This window comes from Photobacterium lutimaris (assembly GCF_003025555.1).
GTDB lineage: Bacteria > Pseudomonadota > Gammaproteobacteria > Enterobacterales > Vibrionaceae > Photobacterium > Photobacterium lutimaris.
Window position 1 is genome coordinate 712,743 of the sequence record NZ_PYMH01000001.1, and the last position, 14,923, is coordinate 727,665.

At 41.7% G+C, this 14,923-nt stretch carries 17 protein-coding genes; 4 read left to right on the top strand and 13 right to left on the bottom strand.

Features of this window, described 5'->3' with window-relative positions; all coding sequences use genetic code 11:
* Positions 1-2 precede the first annotated feature (2 nt).
* From C9I99_RS02980 to C9I99_RS03030, 10 genes are all read right to left on the bottom strand, one after another.
* Positions 3-1,238: a CpaE/TadZ family protein gene (locus C9I99_RS02980; protein WP_107347346.1), complete on the bottom strand. Its 1,236-nt coding sequence runs from the start codon at positions 1,236-1,238 to the stop codon at positions 3-5.
* A gap of 8 nt (positions 1,239-1,246) precedes the next feature.
* Positions 1,247-1,738 carry a TadE/TadG family type IV pilus assembly protein gene (locus C9I99_RS02985; protein ID WP_243734298.1) on the bottom strand — a complete coding sequence of 164 codons (492 nt, stop codon included), beginning with the start codon at positions 1,736-1,738 and terminating at the stop codon, positions 1,247-1,249.
* The gene (locus C9I99_RS02990; RefSeq protein WP_243734299.1) at positions 1,735-2,181 is read right to left on the bottom strand and encodes a TadE/TadG family type IV pilus assembly protein; all 447 of its coding nucleotides are present in this window, start codon (positions 2,179-2,181) and stop codon (positions 1,735-1,737) included. Before C9I99_RS02990 ends, C9I99_RS02985 begins: the two co-directional genes overlap by 4 nt.
* The gene (locus C9I99_RS02995; protein WP_107347348.1) at positions 2,178-3,479 is read right to left on the bottom strand and encodes a pilus assembly protein TadG-related protein; all 1,302 of its coding nucleotides are present in this window, start codon (positions 3,477-3,479) and stop codon (positions 2,178-2,180) included. Before C9I99_RS02995 ends, C9I99_RS02990 begins: the two co-directional genes overlap by 4 nt.
* A gap of 292 nt (positions 3,480-3,771) precedes the next feature.
* A complete protein-coding gene (locus C9I99_RS03005; RefSeq protein ID WP_107347350.1) occupies positions 3,772-5,241 on the bottom strand; it encodes a type II and III secretion system protein family protein in 1,470 nt (489 codons plus the stop codon).
* 26 nt (positions 5,242-5,267) lie between these two features.
* Complete coding sequence (gene cpaB / locus C9I99_RS03010; protein ID WP_107347351.1) at positions 5,268-6,038, bottom strand: Flp pilus assembly protein CpaB; 771 nt, start codon at positions 6,036-6,038, stop codon at positions 5,268-5,270.
* The gene (locus tag C9I99_RS03015; protein ID WP_107347352.1) at positions 6,031-7,350 is read right to left on the bottom strand and encodes an AAA family ATPase; all 1,320 of its coding nucleotides are present in this window, start codon (positions 7,348-7,350) and stop codon (positions 6,031-6,033) included. The genes cpaB and C9I99_RS03015 overlap by 8 nt, the downstream gene beginning before the upstream one ends.
* Before the next feature lie 22 nt (positions 7,351-7,372).
* On the bottom strand, positions 7,373-7,879 hold the full coding sequence (locus C9I99_RS03020; protein ID WP_107347353.1) for a prepilin peptidase: 507 nt from the start codon (positions 7,877-7,879) through the stop codon (positions 7,373-7,375).
* Between the two features lie 8 nt (positions 7,880-7,887).
* Positions 7,888-8,097: a Flp family type IVb pilin gene (locus tag C9I99_RS03025; RefSeq protein ID WP_107347354.1), complete on the bottom strand. Its 210-nt coding sequence runs from the start codon at positions 8,095-8,097 to the stop codon at positions 7,888-7,890.
* 285 nt (positions 8,098-8,382) lie between these two features.
* Positions 8,383-8,904 carry a DUF4136 domain-containing protein gene (locus C9I99_RS03030; RefSeq protein WP_107347355.1) on the bottom strand — a complete coding sequence of 174 codons (522 nt, stop codon included), beginning with the start codon at positions 8,902-8,904 and terminating at the stop codon, positions 8,383-8,385.
* A 492-nt stretch (positions 8,905-9,396) separates the two neighbouring features.
* Here C9I99_RS03030 and C9I99_RS03040 point away from each other — a divergent pair, with 492 nt between their 5' ends.
* The 4 genes from C9I99_RS03040 to C9I99_RS03055 all read left to right on the top strand — a co-directional run bounded on the left by C9I99_RS03040 (position 9,397) and on the right by C9I99_RS03055 (position 11,719).
* Positions 9,397-9,888, top strand: a complete 492-nt coding sequence (locus C9I99_RS03040) for a hypothetical protein (RefSeq protein ID WP_107347357.1) — start codon at positions 9,397-9,399, stop codon at positions 9,886-9,888.
* A gap of 77 nt (positions 9,889-9,965) precedes the next feature.
* Positions 9,966-10,772, top strand: coding sequence for a crotonase/enoyl-CoA hydratase family protein (locus tag C9I99_RS03045; protein WP_107347358.1), 807 nt, complete (start codon positions 9,966-9,968; stop codon positions 10,770-10,772).
* A gap of 40 nt (positions 10,773-10,812) precedes the next feature.
* Complete coding sequence (locus C9I99_RS03050; protein ID WP_107347359.1) at positions 10,813-11,397, top strand: rhomboid family intramembrane serine protease; 585 nt, start codon at positions 10,813-10,815, stop codon at positions 11,395-11,397.
* Positions 11,381-11,719, top strand: a complete 339-nt coding sequence (locus C9I99_RS03055) for a DUF1840 domain-containing protein (protein ID WP_107347360.1) — start codon at positions 11,381-11,383, stop codon at positions 11,717-11,719. The genes C9I99_RS03050 and C9I99_RS03055 overlap by 17 nt, the downstream gene beginning before the upstream one ends.
* A 9-nt stretch (positions 11,720-11,728) precedes the next feature.
* Here the strand turns inward: C9I99_RS03055 and C9I99_RS03060 are convergent, their stop codons facing one another.
* The 3 genes from C9I99_RS03060 to C9I99_RS03070 form a co-directional block, all read right to left on the bottom strand.
* Entirely contained in the window at positions 11,729-12,376 is a 648-nt protein-coding gene (locus C9I99_RS03060) for a DJ-1/PfpI family protein (protein ID WP_107347361.1), read from the bottom strand.
* A gap of 125 nt (positions 12,377-12,501) precedes the next feature.
* Positions 12,502-12,852, bottom strand: coding sequence for a putative quinol monooxygenase (locus C9I99_RS03065; protein ID WP_107347362.1), 351 nt, complete (start codon positions 12,850-12,852; stop codon positions 12,502-12,504).
* Positions 12,853-12,995: 143 nt separating this feature from the next.
* Positions 12,996-14,906, bottom strand: coding sequence for a bifunctional metallophosphatase/5'-nucleotidase (locus C9I99_RS03070; protein WP_107347363.1), 1,911 nt, complete (start codon positions 14,904-14,906; stop codon positions 12,996-12,998).
* Positions 14,907-14,923: the final 17 nt, after the last annotated feature.

The following is a 14,923-nucleotide window of genomic DNA, read 5'->3' on the forward strand; positions in this document are numbered from 1 at the left end:
AACTAACTCCTTAGAAATGCAAATAAACGTTTAAAGCCTTTTTCCTGCTCAATTTCATGTCCCGTGATCACATTAACAATGTTTCTGAGCACCTTAACAATTGGCTTTTTCTCGAAGTGTGTTGCCAATAACTCGCCTAAGTTTGTAGATGCACTTACAGAAAGGTAATCATTAGGAACGAGGATGATATCGTCAACATGTAGAGATTTTTTAATCTCTTCTGGCTTTATGTCAATACTGTTTGAGTATCGATTAACAATGATCTTTATTTGATGCTGGTTGAAACCAAACATATGCTTTAACTGTTTGATAAGAACAGAAGCTTCCTGAATAGCGGGAATATTTTGTTGGACAACAATAAAAACGTTCTCGGCGTTGGAAACGGCTGGAAGAGTACTGTTTTCAAGCCCTCTAGATAAATCAATGATAATATGATCGAAATTGTTTGTGACATGCTCTAGGAATTCACGAAAGGAATCAGCTTTGAACTCAGGTATTGAATCAGATAAATGTTCCGAGCGGTTTGGTATGAACCTTAACCCAGATTCATGTTTACTCAGCATTCCAGATAACGCGTATTCATCTAAAGAGTCAACCTGGGTAAGTGCTTCACTCAACGTATATTTAGGGTAGGTTGAAAGTAGTCCCGAAGATGAGCCAAATTGTGCATCTGGATCAATGAGTACAACCGATTCATTTTGAAGAGCGATAATATGGGCAATCGATGTTGATAGTATGGATGCGCCCATACCGCCTTTGGCATTGATGAAAATACTCGTTTTTCCGTGCTTTCTGTTTGCTGATTTTATTTCGGCACATTTTATAATGATTTGATCGAGTTCAGATTCATCAAAAGGGATGGTTAATACATCTTTTATTTCAAACTTTAATGCGTTTCGAAGTATTTCTGTGGTTGCATTGTTCGTGATGAGTATGATCGGAATGGTTTTTGAAATTCCCTCTTTAATAAGGGTTGTGGTCTTATTCCATTCGGATTTTTCATCGATAATAATGATGTCTGGGGTTTTTATTCTGGATGCATCGTGGCATATGGCATTAAATTCTATTCGAGATAGAGAAGTAAAAGTGACATTACTCCATTGAGTAAAGTAATCACTCAATGGTTTTGAAAATTCTTCATTATCACTGATTAGCCACCCGCTAACTGAAACGCTAAGAGGGGGCTTCATACAAGATGATAAAATGTCATTTTCTGATAGGTAGTTAGTTGTATCCATATTTCACCTTAGCAATCAGTAAACCCTGTTCGTGTGACGCCGAGGCTTTCTCTCGGTAAAATTGTCTTAAATTCTGGTGCAGTAAACGTTATATCAAATGTTGCTAAAGGAATTATTAGCGCTATCTGATAACTATTAATTGATGCTTGTACATATTTAATTTGACTACTTAATGTAGTATCGGTCAAGTCGCCAGTAATTATGTTTCCTAGATTGTCAAGATAGTGAAGTCTAATGTTTGTACTTGTGAAGTTAGGCAAAGGAACGCCATTAATAATGGCAGAAGTTATGGTTTGTTGCTGTTCATAACTTGTAATCTGACAAACTGTTGCCAGTCGAGCTGTTCGTCGTGTTGTTTCATTTAGAACATGCCATGTAAATAGCAGTCGACCAAATTCAATGATCGAGAAAATCAGAATAAAAAAGAAAGTGGAAACGATAGTAAACTCTACTAAAGTTGCGCCCTTATTAAGACGCTTAGAGGCTTGAATGTTCATCATAGTACCCTCATTGAGTAACTTGATGTCAGTGTAAAACCTAGGTCGATATCATTACTGTTATAGAATCCAGGAATAAAGCTCAATACTGGTTGATAGGGGTAGTTAATCTCAACTTTTATATTGTTTCCAACCAAAGTGAAATTAATATGTGAAGTCTCCAAGTTGGTTATAAGCGTGCTAGTACCTCCGCCAATCACGCCATATATTGCTAAATTTTTAGCCTTGGTTACATCTTCTGCCTGTAAGGTTGGGGTTGCTGAGCCTTTAGCTACTTCTGCTGACAAGTATCTAGCACTGTCTCTGCTCAATTTTTCTAATTCAGCATATGTGTAAAAAGCTCTACCTAACTCCATGATAGAAAACAACAACAACAGGAATAGAGGGAGTAAAATGGTAAACTCAACCATAGCAAGGCCATTTTGTTTAAACGCTATCTTCATCATGAATCCTCGCTATCAGGATCATCAAATAGAACAATCGTATAAGGCCCATTTTGGTTGGGAGTTAAACTTGGATCTCCGCTGTTGTTTCGACACTCATCAATAAATTCACCGATGATCCAAGAGTTCTGACCTTGTCCATTAGCACCTATTAATGAGGTCTCGCTAACTGGTTGTGTTAAAAAGAAGCATCCTAGCCCTTTTAAAGGTACTGTCGCCCTACCGTTACCATTTCCTGCAGTAATGCTATCACAATCTATAATTGGAACAGTAATTACACGCCGATTAAAACCAGCGCTCTGGCAGGATGACGATTCAAGACATTCTTCATAGTCAGGTAAGTCTGTGTCTTTAAGGTTGCTATATGCTGTCAAGTAATCGTTATGGCTGAATACAGCATCAATGCCTCTATCAACAATGTACTGAGTACCTTCATTGTTTAAAGTGACATTAGCTGGTGCTTCAATATTTGAAACTATGTCTGGGGGAAACTCTGTACTGTTGCCGTTACCGTTGCCGTTATAGCCATCAAATCTCGTGTCTAAATCCGTTGTGCGTCCTACCATATTACCGGGTTCAGTTGTTACAGTATTCTCACCAAGAGAAATACAACTGTTATATTTTCCTGCTAACGCTTCACCATATTTGTCAGCACCATTTTGGGTACTTCCATTGATATCAGTTAAAGCCAATGGCATAAAGTTACCAGGGCCAATTTGAGAGAGGTCAGTCGTTGAAGACTTTAAAACGTGTAATTTGTCCGGCTCGAAACCAAAAATATTTCCACTGTTTGTACTGTTACCTGCACATACACTAAGAGGTACAATATTACACGACCGTCCTAAACTTGAGCTAGGCCCTGCAACAGCAGAAGCTCGCGTAGAAAGGTCTACGCTAAAAATAGTGACAAGAAAATCAGGGATATCGACATTTTCAATTCTAATCCTTACATAAGTAGAATCAGCCGTTGCTGTACTTGTATCAAAGGGGAGGATTTCGGAAAACTCAACGGTAATATTATTATCAGTTAATGTAATCGCACTATATCCATCGTACCCTAAATTTTCATTTATTGTTGCTTTACCAGCAGTAATAGCTGCAGTTTGATCACCTCCAAGGTCTATTGCTTTAGCTGCGCTGAGAGCTGCTGCATCAGCTAAATTCTGCAATTTGCTTTTGGATAAAATTAGGTTACCAATATCTAAGGCTAATGCTCCTGCACCAATTAGTACAACCATAGCGAGTGTTGCAAAGACTACAACGACACCTCTTTGTTTGCCTGGTACGCTATATGCTCTCATGGTTTTATTCCTTATTTAGCTTCTATAATCAATCACCTATTCCGGATATTATGTCTTTGTTTTTTATTTTCTTCTGCTCGTTACCTTTCTGTTCAAGGTTAAATGACTTTGTGGCTTTTTTACCACTGAAAGTCGGGGAGCCCTGGGGGACTCTATTTTCTGCTAGTGGGTCAACCGTCTGTAGTCTTACCATTTGGTGCAAACTATTCCCCCATGTTGCGTTATCTGCAGAGCAAGTTACGCTAAAAAGCAATAAGCTAAGAGTAATCAGTTTTGATTTCATCATGTCCCCCTATAAACTGTGGCCAAATTGACCTTCAGAACCTGAACTGGGTGATAGTGTTACTGCTGATGTATTGCTGGTTGGTGAATATGACGTTGAATCTTTACTCTTCTTGAGCTCACTCATGCGGCCAAGTAGATAAAACTCCCAATCATTAGGCTCAACAAATGAATCTGTTGGCAGAGTAAGATCTTGACGACGCACAGGTTTGGCAAGCCGGGGGGTCACTAGAATTACCAACTCAGTCTCACCTTTACGGAATGACTGACTACGGAATAATTGGCCAATTACCGGTAAGTCGCCCAAACCAGGTAGCTTATCAACTACATCTGAGACACTTTCATTGAGTAAACCGGCAATACCGATTGTTTGTCCGTTACCTAATTCAACCGTGGTTTTCGCACTGCGTTTTGATAGCGCTGGGACGAAAAATTGCGAAGCTGTACCACCTGGAGAAACTGTGACTGCATTATTATTGGTAATTTCGCTGACTTCGATGTTGAGTGCTAAATTAATGCTGTCAGGAGAAGATACAGTTGGGACAAACTGCAGACCCACACCAAATTCTTTGAACTCGATAGTGATATTCTCGTCATTGGGAACTGGAATTGGAAACTCCCCGCCAGATAGAAATTCTGCGGTTTCACCGCTTAACGCCGTTAATGTTGGCTCGGCCAATATTTTTGCCAGACCATTGGTTTTGGCGATACTAAAAGCAGCACTGAATAGGGTGCTACCACTTAAGTAACTGGCAAATAGACCGTTATCCTCAATGTTTAGCGGAGCAGTGATGATTTCAGTAATGATGTCTCCAGCATCATTAATGGGAGGGACAGCAGGAATACTTGCGCCTCCATTGACCGTACCCCATGTCCAGTTACTATTATTACGGGCGAATACAAAGTTGGAGTCGAACTCCCTAATCAGCGAACGCTGAACTTCTGCAACCGTGACTTCAAGCATAATTTGGTGTGAACCACCGACATTCATCAAGTTAATAATGCCAATGTCATCACCGGTGAAGGTATTGGCTATCTCTTCTGCCATAACTATTTTTTCAGCGCTGGACACATCGCCACTGAGTACCAGTTTGTTTTGACTGGTATAAACAGAAATTTTCTCTTGTGGCATGAATTCGTAAAGCTTGGCTTTCAAGGCATTTAAGTCATGGGTCACTTCAACATCCAAAACCGTAATCAGGCGACCCCGAGAATCCCAGATAATCACATTTGTTGTCCCCAGTTTTTTGCCTAAGACATAAATCTTGTTCGAGCGCAGGATAAGAATATCTGCCACATTAGGATTACCAACGGATATCTTTTTGGCACTTCCTGGGATTTCAATTAATCGTGACTTGTTCTGAGGGACGGCTACCGATTGTGTTCTCGCAGCAAAGCATTCACTACTAATTAAGAAAGTAAACAAAAGTATAGCCCCGATACATATTGGGCTAAAAAACGGTTTTTGATTGCTGTCCATATCTATCACTCCCTGTGAAAAACCGACTAAATGCGTACATTTACACGGCTAGTATCAGTGCCTTTAATGATGGTGACACTCTCTGTGGTTTTTCTATATACCCTTGGTTTTTCTTCAGGATCATTAGGGTTACGAAGGGAGAGTTGTAACTCGCCTTTCGATTTGGCCGTAATTAATGATTCCACTTGTTTGGGTGTCAGTTCTAACGTGACGGCTCGAACAATGATGGGTTTAGACTCATCTGTTCTTGCTGTCTGGTCAACGGCTAGGATCTTTACTTTTTTAAGTACAGTTTGTGCTCTGCTTACTTTTTGTTGTGCATAGATAACATCGACAAAATCACCGGGTAAGAGAAAACCGGCCACACCGATAACGTCATTGACCCGAATGGTTACTGCGCGCATGTTCGGTGAAATCAATGCTGCCAGCGTAGTTCCTTCGCCGGGAGAAACCAGCCGTTCATTACGTAAAATATCTCCGGAGAAGATTTCATTTCGGGCAAGTTTACCAATCACATCTGATATCTGCGGGTAACCCGTATTTTTAACTAACTCTTCTGGATAATATTCAAGTTTGAGGTGTTTAGCTTCAAGTGGTGTACCTAAAGGGATGTTTTGTAATGCAACCACGCGTGCAACCCTTGGTTCTTCTTTTATCACCTCAATTGTTTCAGGTTCAACGGCCACTGGTGTAATGGCCGCTTGTTTTTTCTCAATCCAGTTGTTGGCAAGCAGCAGTGCGCCAAATCCCATACAAACAGATACGGAGAGCATTAGTAGGATTTTACCTTTACTCATAGGACGTTACCTCTTCTTGCTCATCATTGACAAAATAGCACTCCCAGACCGTTTGTATTAGCTCCGGGGTGATAATAGGTTGCTGTTGATGAAAATTAATTTGATTGCTGCACATGGCAACTAAGTCGCGGGGATAGCAAGGAAGCAGTGGCACATTACAAGGGCGATGAAGGCTGTAAAATACGTAATCGAGCGTTTTGGGATGCGATTCAAGACCGTGTTTTTGGCATTGTTCGTGCCAAAGGGTTGTGTAGTTTTCTTCTGAAATAGGCCCAAAGTTGATTTTATACCCAATTCGCCTCAAGAATGCATCGTCTGCAAGCTTGGCAGGATGTATGTTTGATGAAAACACCAATACCTGTTCAAAAGGAATTTCAAAGTGGTCTCCTGAACTGAGAGATAAATAATCGATTTTTTCTTCGAGAGGAATAATCCAGCGGTTTAAAATGGCATCCACAGAGACCTTCTGCCGACCCAAGTCATCAATCAGTAAGATACCATTATTGGCTTTCATTTGTAGTGGCGCCCGATTCACTTGATGTGTTGGATCTTTAGTTACTTCAAGCATGTCGCTGGTAAGTTCGCCACCGACGACTACCTCTGGCCGTTGACATAAAACCAATCGATTATCATAGCCATTATTGAGAAGTAATGTGTTCTGTTGAGCTTTGACAGGGTTGTGGATTATAGGATCAAACACCTGAATAATTTGACTACCCACACTAACGGCATAAGGAATGTACACGGGCGTATCAAATAATCGAACTAAGCGGCGTGATACATAGGTTTTTCCTGTACCAGGTAGACCGTAAATGAAAATAGCACGGCCAGAATTCAAAGCAGGCCCAACGGTGCCTACAATATTGTCGGGTAAAATGAGATCGTTTAGGCCGTTTCTTAGAATTTCTGGGGTTATCTGTACATCTTTAGTCGTTTGACTTAGGACCAGTTGATTATAGTGTTCAATTGAAATAGGGGCAGGCCCGAGATAGCCATCACGTTGAAGTTCATAGTGTGCAATATTGCGGCCCTTGATGGTTAGTCCATACCGTAGGCTTGATGAAAAGCGCCCATCAGATCGCACTTCTACAAGCGCTTCTGCTTTTTGTTTTTGCAAGATTGAATCAATAATATTACCTGAAAGGCCAATGGTTTTTGCTAGGGTAGCTACATCCGCATCAGTGATTTGAGACAGATGTTTCAGGATCAGAGTTTCTAGTTGACGAGCAGGAATTCCCATTTGTTCTATTGACTTGGGCTTACTTGCAATGCTATCAATTGGATTACTTTGTGTTGATTGCATCATTGACATGTTAAGTACTCCCAGTAATTAATCAGAACAAATAGAACTCGCAATATGCAGTGGCTAACAGAATGGCACCGCCCATCGGGACAGCGCCGGCAGCAACGGTGTTTGATTCTGGTTTCAAGTAAAACCCTAGCCGAAATGAGTCATACCAACGAGATAGCATTGGGTATAACTCGCCGTAGCAAGCGAGCCTGCTTGCAGATAACAACCCAGAAAATGCTATTGAAAACGCAATTAGAAGGAAAATATCTACCGGACCGTAAATTATGCCCAGAGATGCCAATAATTTAGCATCTCCGGCACCAAAAAGGCCTTTAATATGTAGGAAAATACATGTCATAAAACCAACAAGTAAACCTAATATGGCATCGGCCAATGACAGGTTAGAAATAAAACCCAATCCAAAAACATTTAGGACAGTTTGAGATATTCCAATCAATAAGATAGCTAGGACGCAATAATTTGGTATTTTATTGTGTACAACATCATAAAGAGCGGAATAAAACAGTATTGTTGTAATTGGAATGTCCATAACTTCTACTATTTTGTAGCGGTATATGTGTTAGCTTGATTTTGTGTGTCAAGTTCACCGCCGACACCCGTAATGGATTTATTAACTTCAGTGCCAAGATAGTCGAAAGCGGCTACTACACCTGCAGCTACTAGAGCACCAGCTACTGCATATTCAACCGTCGTCAATCCTTCTTCGTCATGATAAAAATCAACTAGGAATTGTTTAAATGACTTCATGGTGTAACTCCCTGATACAAAGTGATTGTCAAATTTTTGTCTACCGACACTGTAAATTTAGTAAGTAGGTTCAGAAAATCAAAAATATATTTACTTTTTTTTGTGGTATTTTTTTAATCTTATGGTAGAAGCATTTTAAGCCATTGAAAGTATTTAGGTTGTTGAGGTTTTTAATACCGGATGATGTCTCATTTTTGATTCTTTTTGTTGTTTTTACTTACTGCCTTGCAAATTGTACAGTATTTGTCTAGTTGCTATTAATATTTATGTTTAAACGAGGTGGGATTATTGATGGGGTGGGTATTCTTTAAACATTTCATTGATTTGGGTATCAATGAATGTTTTTCGAGATGATGGGGTCATGGTTTCGGTGAGCTTACGTTGAGAGGTGGACCGCCAAATAATATTGTTAGTTTTTGTGTCAATGAGTTCAACAATCATTTTACCGTATCTTAATTCTTTGATTTGAGTTGGCGTTGAATAAGCAACGCCGACACTGCGATGTCTATACCCAAATCCAAAAGTTGTACCGTAGCTTTGAAAATCACTTTGTTCGATAATCGAGTGTCTAACTAATAAGTCACCATTTTTCTCCACGCCGGTGAGACCTTTAGTATACAGTTGGGTGGTAATCGCATTTTTAATTCTGTTATCGTCTAAGGTTGTTACTTGTGTTGTTGAAAAGGGAGCAAATTCATAGGTTTTATAGTTTTTGTAATTTACAGCAGAGTTATAATCAGTCACAACATCTTTCGTGCATGCTGATAGGAGTAGAATAAAAAGTAAGTATCTTAAATGCTTAACCATGTTAACACCTACATAATTAGAGTTATAAATTGCTGAAAGAATGATATCTATTGTTCGCTAATGATGACGCCATCGTTGAACTCAACAGAAAGAGGTGAGATTTTTTTTAATCTATTTTGGAGTTGACAACTATGAGGGAACTGGCAGTAAATCTCGTACTCTTTGTGTAAGCCATTGTCTAGAAAAGCATCCAGCACTTCTGTTGTGTCAGCGATTAATAATCTTGAATGAGGCTCTAAGTACATATCTGACTCTCATCATATTTTTGACGTTATTCGTTCAAGCATAGCTTAGTGAAATGTATTTGAGCATTGAGGAGACACCGGAAAATCAGTGTAGCCCTTAGCCCAATAACGATCAGGTCTTTCCCATCAAGATTTATTCGCTGCAATTGAGATAGAGGTAAATGCAAATCCTCACTATGCTTTATAAACAGATTAAAGACTTAACCTACTGACAATTAACGTTTCAATGTTAAGTAAAGGTGAGGATATGGGCAAAATAGGTATGGCACTGATTGGTTGTATGTTAGTGAGTGCCTGTAGTGGCCAGCGACATTTAAAACCCTCCGTTGATGAAAGCAAAGATATCGCGAGCCTTTCTTCGCAATATGTTAACGCAACGCGAGGAGGCGGATGGGACTTTACTTCACTGATCCCCGGAAAGGTTTATCACCCGCGTGATGGTTACATTCATTATCAGCGTTTATGGTGCTTGGACGAAGGTAAAGGGTCAATAGAAGGCTTCCGGAGGTTTATCGCTGACGTTTGTGATAGTAAAGGCGGTGAGATGGCTGAAGACTGGTGTATCTCTGGTAGCCATACATACCCTTTATTCAAGGCAACGATAGAGCCAACAGGGACCAAGTGTACTGGCGGGGATGTCGCAGCAAGTGTGGATACCATTGAGCCTATTTCATCTTCGACGGCGTTTGAGTGGCGATTAATTGCGGAGAAAAAAGGCTTTGAGCCAGTCATAAAATGAACCACTAATGAGGTGCTTTGTTGAATTTGTGTTAATGTTCATGGTGTAACTGGACAGACCACATTAAAGGAGTGCTTATGTCATGGACACGTTTGCTAGTTGAAGAAGAAAACGGCGTTGTCACTGTTGTGCTAAATAGACCTGATAAGTGTAATGCGTTGGATATGCCGCTTTTCCGCGAGCTTGACAAGGTGAGCCGTGATCTTCGTAAGCGAAAAGATATTCGAGCTGTTATTGTTCGTGGGGCTGGCGGCAATTTCAGTAGTGGGCTTGACGTCAAAAGTGTCGTGACATCGCGGTCGAATGCGCTCTCTTTGCTGGCTAAATGGTTACCTGGCAATGCGAATATGGCCCAGCGAGTATCGAGAAATTGGCGGAAAATACCTTGCCCTGTGATTGCTGTTTTAGAAGGTAAATGCTGGGGTGGGGGGATGCAGATAGTCTTGGGGGCCGACTTTCGTATCGCATCGCCAGATGCTGAGCTCTCAATTATGGAAATACGCTGGGGATTGATGCCAGATATGGCCGGTTTGTTGTCACTTCGTGAAGTGGTACCGAAGGATGTGGCAATGCGATTGACGATGACGGGTGAAATCTTGGAAGCTGATGAGGCTAATGCACTGAATCTGATCAGCGAAGTGGTAGAAGAGCCGATGGTTCGAGCGCATGCTTTGTGTCAGTCAATTATCAATGGCTCACCCGATGCCATTGCTGCAGTTAAATTGACAACAAATCGTTGCTGGCACAGCTCTGAGCGTCGTTTGTTAGCCAGTGAAACCTTAAACCAAATTAGACTCCTTTGTGGTAAAAACTTCACTATTGCGGGTAAGCGTCAGCGCAAAAAGGTCGAGATTGACTACAAATCAAGGCAGTCATTTTGGTAGTATGTCTTTTACGGTAGATCATATTTAATGGTTGTAAAACATGAAGCTGGATCAGAAAGATAGAGACTCACTAACGTTTATTGCGACTGTTGTGGTGCTAATCACGATTGTCCATATTTTGAACGTGATTACGGCTGGCTATCTTTCTGACTTTGGCTTGTTACCTCGTCACTTTACGGGGTTTACTGGTATTGTTGCCTATCCGTTTCTCCATGGCTCATGGGGACACCTAATTAGTAATATCCTTTCTTTTTCTGTATTGGCTTTTCTTGTTTCCCGAACAGGATTAGCGCGCTTGATCGCTATCTTTATGATGAGCTGGGTGGGCAGTGGGTTAGGTGTCTGGTTTTTTGGCCGAATGCATTACCATATTGGTTTGAGTGGCATCATTTATGGTCTGTGGGCCTATTTATTGATATATGCCATTATGTATCGCAGCGTAAAATCGATTGCGATTGCTATTTTAGTAATGTTTTTCTACGGCTCTATGATTTGGGGATTTCTACCGACACGAGAGTGGATCAGTTATGAAAGCCATTTATTCGGAGCGATATCAGGGGGGATCGCAGGATATCTTTATGCTCGGCGCGATAGAGGAGGGAGGAATAATGTTAGTGACGTTTAAGTGTAAGGTGCATGGAAATGTAGTGATGTTTGGTGACATTGCGAAACAGTTACTGAAGTTCATGGGATATTGCGAAAATATTCCAGGTGCGCTGGATCCAAAAGATATTGACGATGCGTTATTTAAGCTTACCGCAGAAATAAATCGACTGCGTCAGCTAGAGGTTCAGGCTTCGGATGCTGAAGCGGTTGATGTCGATGATGTGGCAGATCTTGATATGGAGCCAGTAGTGGGTCTTCATACACGGGCTACTCCATTGATCGAAATGCTACAAGCGGCGAAAGCGGCAAATTGCCATGTGATGTGGCAAGAAGGGTGTTGAGTTTATATTTTATTCTACGATGTGAAGCGGTGCGAATGGGTCGTCTTCAGAATCATTGATCCAAAGATATTCCATTGTAATAGCCAGTTTTCTGGCTGTTTCTTCATTGATGTAAGTTTCAATCACAGCAATGAACATATCCAAGCATGCAGTTTGGCCTGATGAGGTAAACACGCGTTGATCTTGAGTCCAACGTGCGACAGGTTCCCAATTAACCTGTTTTCCAAATTGAGTAACCCAGTGATAATGCTGTTTGTTAGTGGTTGCTGTATGGCCTTTAAGTAGTCCAGCCTGTGCCAACAGGGCTGAGCCAAGGCATGATGAGCAAAGCAGAGTGTCGTGGCGATTTTGTTTCGTTAGCCATTCCAGCAATTGTTCATCATTGATGACTTTTTCTATACCGTTGCCGCCAGGTACATAGAGGATGTCATAAGCCAGCAACGCCTGATAGCTCAGGTCTACATTGAGTGGGATACCTTGTTGGCTTGTCATCATCTCACCGTTATCCGAGAGCAGCAGAATCTCGAATTTTTCAGGTAAAGCATCGAACAGTGAAATAGCCGCTGAGACCTGAAGCAAATCAAAGCCTTCAAATAACAAAATCGCTAATGTATCGCGAGAGGGTACATCCGGTTGTTGATGTTCTGACATAGACATATAGGGAATTTGGGTTGCCTTAACCTAAGCGTAGCTTTGAGTTTTGCCGGAAGTGTTCGCAAGATTGCGTATCCGGCATGATCATTGAGTGTGTTAGCTTATATAGAGATCTATACGTTGCTGAATTACCCCAACTCAGGCGCATCAAAGTCTACTGGCTCATCACTATAAATACACACATTCCACTTTTCAGCCGCACCGCTTTCTGCCTCGCAATGAGCGGCAAAGAAAGCTTGAATTTCTTTTCTTTGGCAGTGCGCTTCGAACGCTGCCATATCTGACCAGATTTCATTGAAGGCAATAGGAAAAGATTCACCCTCTGCAAAAGGACTTTTTACTTGTCGGGTAACGATATATTGAAGACATCCATCCTCACGCAGTGTATTGGGTTCGAGAGCTTGTAGAACAGCAAATAACTCTTGCTCTCGACCTTCTTTCGGCAAAAACTGGGCAATACAATAAACTTTCTTTGACATGGGATTTCCTTATTTGGATTTAATCCTAATTCATACAGTGGCATATGATTGATATGTCAAATTTAGTGGTATTGGAGCCATATGTCTACAGGAAGTTAAAGCCCCTCGCTGTGGAGGGGCTTGATGCTTAGTGGGATAAAGCGTTAGATGTTATTCAGTGCTTTGACAATAATGATATTGCGCTCAATCTCTTCAGCTTTATGTGCTGCCACGTCACCTTTTAGTAATTGCTGTTGCGCGTCGATAAAGGCCTCAGCATTCTTTTCAGAATCAAACATCAATGCTTTAACATTGATAGAAGCGACATTGGTGTAACGGCCGTCTTCACTGGTTGGGACGGAGATTTGACCTTCGTTAATCAGCGCCTTGACGATCTCACGCTCTTTTTCGTAGCCTTCTAAGCCGGATAGTGCCCAGCGGTGCATTGGCTTACCTTCGTACTGTCCGTGTTTTACTTCAGTTAAGTAACGAATAGTCAGGTTACGAATGGTACCCGCTTCTTCACCGTACGCTTCCTCAGTATCGAACAACACTGGGAAAGACTGGCCTTCCAACACGCCACCCGCTTTTGTTAGGTGGCCCATTCGATAGCTATTCATACCCAAGCGGATCGGAGTTGTGTCCGTAACAGGAGTACCGTCTGCAAACTGAAGGGCTGTGATACGCTTTCCCTGAGGTTGGGTCAGATCGATGGTGTAGGTTACACCAGCGAAAAAGTCATTGGTGGAGTACTTCGATGCTCGACGCTCTGGGTTGAAGCTGTAAGTCACATCACCCGGCGTTACGCTGTTAAAGTAGCCTGCTGACCATTCCATGTAGGTTTTCAGCTCTTTACCTGTCATTTCATAAACCGTGATTTCGCCACCCGCATATTGGTAGTTGTAAGCGATATCTTTGGCTTTGATTGTTCCTACATCAAGTTCAGCCTTGTCATTGTCGATTTGAAGTGCAATGACATTCGCCTTAGGCGCGTAGTGCATGCTGGCTTCTTGGTACAGAGTACTGATCCCAGTGTCTTGGATATGTACCTGTGGGATGCCTTTAATTTCGTTTTCAGGGACAAGGTCAACGCCCGTTAGTTCGGCAACAACACGGTTGGCTTGCTCACGAAGTCTTTTATGGTAAGGAGAGTACAACTCATCCATCTTGTCATCGGAATTGATGCCATTGATCTTGTAAGTAAAGCTGTCTTTGTTTACCAACGTAAATTGGCCATTCTTTTCTTCGAACTGCAGGTCAATACGAGAAAGGGCGCGGCCATATTTATCTGGTTCAGTAATAATAACGCCATTCACAACGGCTTTGTCGATGCGGGTATGCATGTGGCCTGCAACAATTGCATCTAGCTCAGGGTTATCGTTAGCGATATCGGTCACACCTGTGGCTTCGATGTTGTTTTCGTTATCCAAACCCATATGGGCAACAAGAACGATGGCATCGACTTTGTCATCAATCTGTTTGATGACTTTTTTTACTTCCAGTGACGGGTTCGTGAAGTGAACACCTTCCAAGCGATTAGTGCCTTCGGCAAACACTTGTGTCATTGGGGTATCCATACCGATAACGCCAATTTTAATGCCTTGTCTTTCTATGATGGTATGGGCTGGAAGGAACGGGTTGCCATCTGGTCGCTTGATATTGCCGCCTAACGATGTGCCTTCAAATTGTGTTAGTGAGCGATTGAGTACTTTGAGGCCAAAATCGAATTCATGGTTACCCAATACCCACACGTCATAGCTCATTTCATTAAAGCCGAGCATCATCGGATCAACAGGTTCATCCTTAAACGTTTCTACAAAGTTGCCCTGGATGGTATCGCCGGCATCAACCAAAATGACATTGTCGTTTTGGTCGCGAACTTCTTTAACTTTGGTGGCGATTTGGCTCAGACTGCCGCGGGTGTTTGCTTTATCGCTAGCGTAATCCCATGCCATGAAATGTCCGTGAATGTCAGACGTACCTAGGATAGTGACATCAACAATATCGCCATCAGCGGCGAATGTGTGGCCGCTTAATGCGAAAAGAATGGTCGAGGCTAAATAATGTTTTTTCATGTTAACTTATGATTTTT

What these genes read in the sequence shown, in the direction of transcription:
- C9I99_RS02980 (WP_107347346.1), bottom strand. Translation starts at nt 1,238, where the DNA reads ATGGATACAACTAACTACCTATCAGAAAATGACATTTTATCATCTTGT.
- C9I99_RS02985 (WP_243734298.1), bottom strand. Translation starts at nt 1,738, where the DNA reads ATGATGAACATTCAAGCCTCTAAGCGTCTTAATAAGGGCGCAACTTTA.
- C9I99_RS02990 (WP_243734299.1), bottom strand. Translation starts at nt 2,181, where the DNA reads ATGATGAAGATAGCGTTTAAACAAAATGGCCTTGCTATGGTTGAGTTT.
- C9I99_RS02995 (WP_107347348.1), bottom strand. Translation starts at nt 3,479, where the DNA reads ATGAGAGCATATAGCGTACCAGGCAAACAAAGAGGTGTCGTTGTAGTC.
- C9I99_RS03005 (WP_107347350.1), bottom strand. Translation starts at nt 5,241, where the DNA reads ATGGACAGCAATCAAAAACCGTTTTTTAGCCCAATATGTATCGGGGCT.
- cpaB (WP_107347351.1), bottom strand. Translation starts at nt 6,038, where the DNA reads ATGAGTAAAGGTAAAATCCTACTAATGCTCTCCGTATCTGTTTGTATG.
- C9I99_RS03015 (WP_107347352.1), bottom strand. Translation starts at nt 7,350, where the DNA reads ATGTCAATGATGCAATCAACACAAAGTAATCCAATTGATAGCATTGCA.
- C9I99_RS03020 (WP_107347353.1), bottom strand. Translation starts at nt 7,879, where the DNA reads ATGGACATTCCAATTACAACAATACTGTTTTATTCCGCTCTTTATGAT.
- C9I99_RS03025 (WP_107347354.1), bottom strand. Translation starts at nt 8,097, where the DNA reads ATGAAGTCATTTAAACAATTCCTAGTTGATTTTTATCATGACGAAGAA.
- C9I99_RS03030 (WP_107347355.1), bottom strand. Translation starts at nt 8,904, where the DNA reads ATGGTTAAGCATTTAAGATACTTACTTTTTATTCTACTCCTATCAGCA.
- C9I99_RS03040 (WP_107347357.1), top strand. Translation starts at nt 9,397, where the DNA reads ATGGGCAAAATAGGTATGGCACTGATTGGTTGTATGTTAGTGAGTGCC.
- C9I99_RS03045 (WP_107347358.1), top strand. Translation starts at nt 9,966, where the DNA reads ATGTCATGGACACGTTTGCTAGTTGAAGAAGAAAACGGCGTTGTCACT.
- C9I99_RS03050 (WP_107347359.1), top strand. Translation starts at nt 10,813, where the DNA reads ATGAAGCTGGATCAGAAAGATAGAGACTCACTAACGTTTATTGCGACT.
- C9I99_RS03055 (WP_107347360.1), top strand. Translation starts at nt 11,381, where the DNA reads ATGTTAGTGACGTTTAAGTGTAAGGTGCATGGAAATGTAGTGATGTTT.
- C9I99_RS03060 (WP_107347361.1), bottom strand. Translation starts at nt 12,376, where the DNA reads ATGTCTATGTCAGAACATCAACAACCGGATGTACCCTCTCGCGATACA.
- C9I99_RS03065 (WP_107347362.1), bottom strand. Translation starts at nt 12,852, where the DNA reads ATGTCAAAGAAAGTTTATTGTATTGCCCAGTTTTTGCCGAAAGAAGGT.
- C9I99_RS03070 (WP_107347363.1), bottom strand. Translation starts at nt 14,906, where the DNA reads ATGAAAAAACATTATTTAGCCTCGACCATTCTTTTCGCATTAAGCGGC.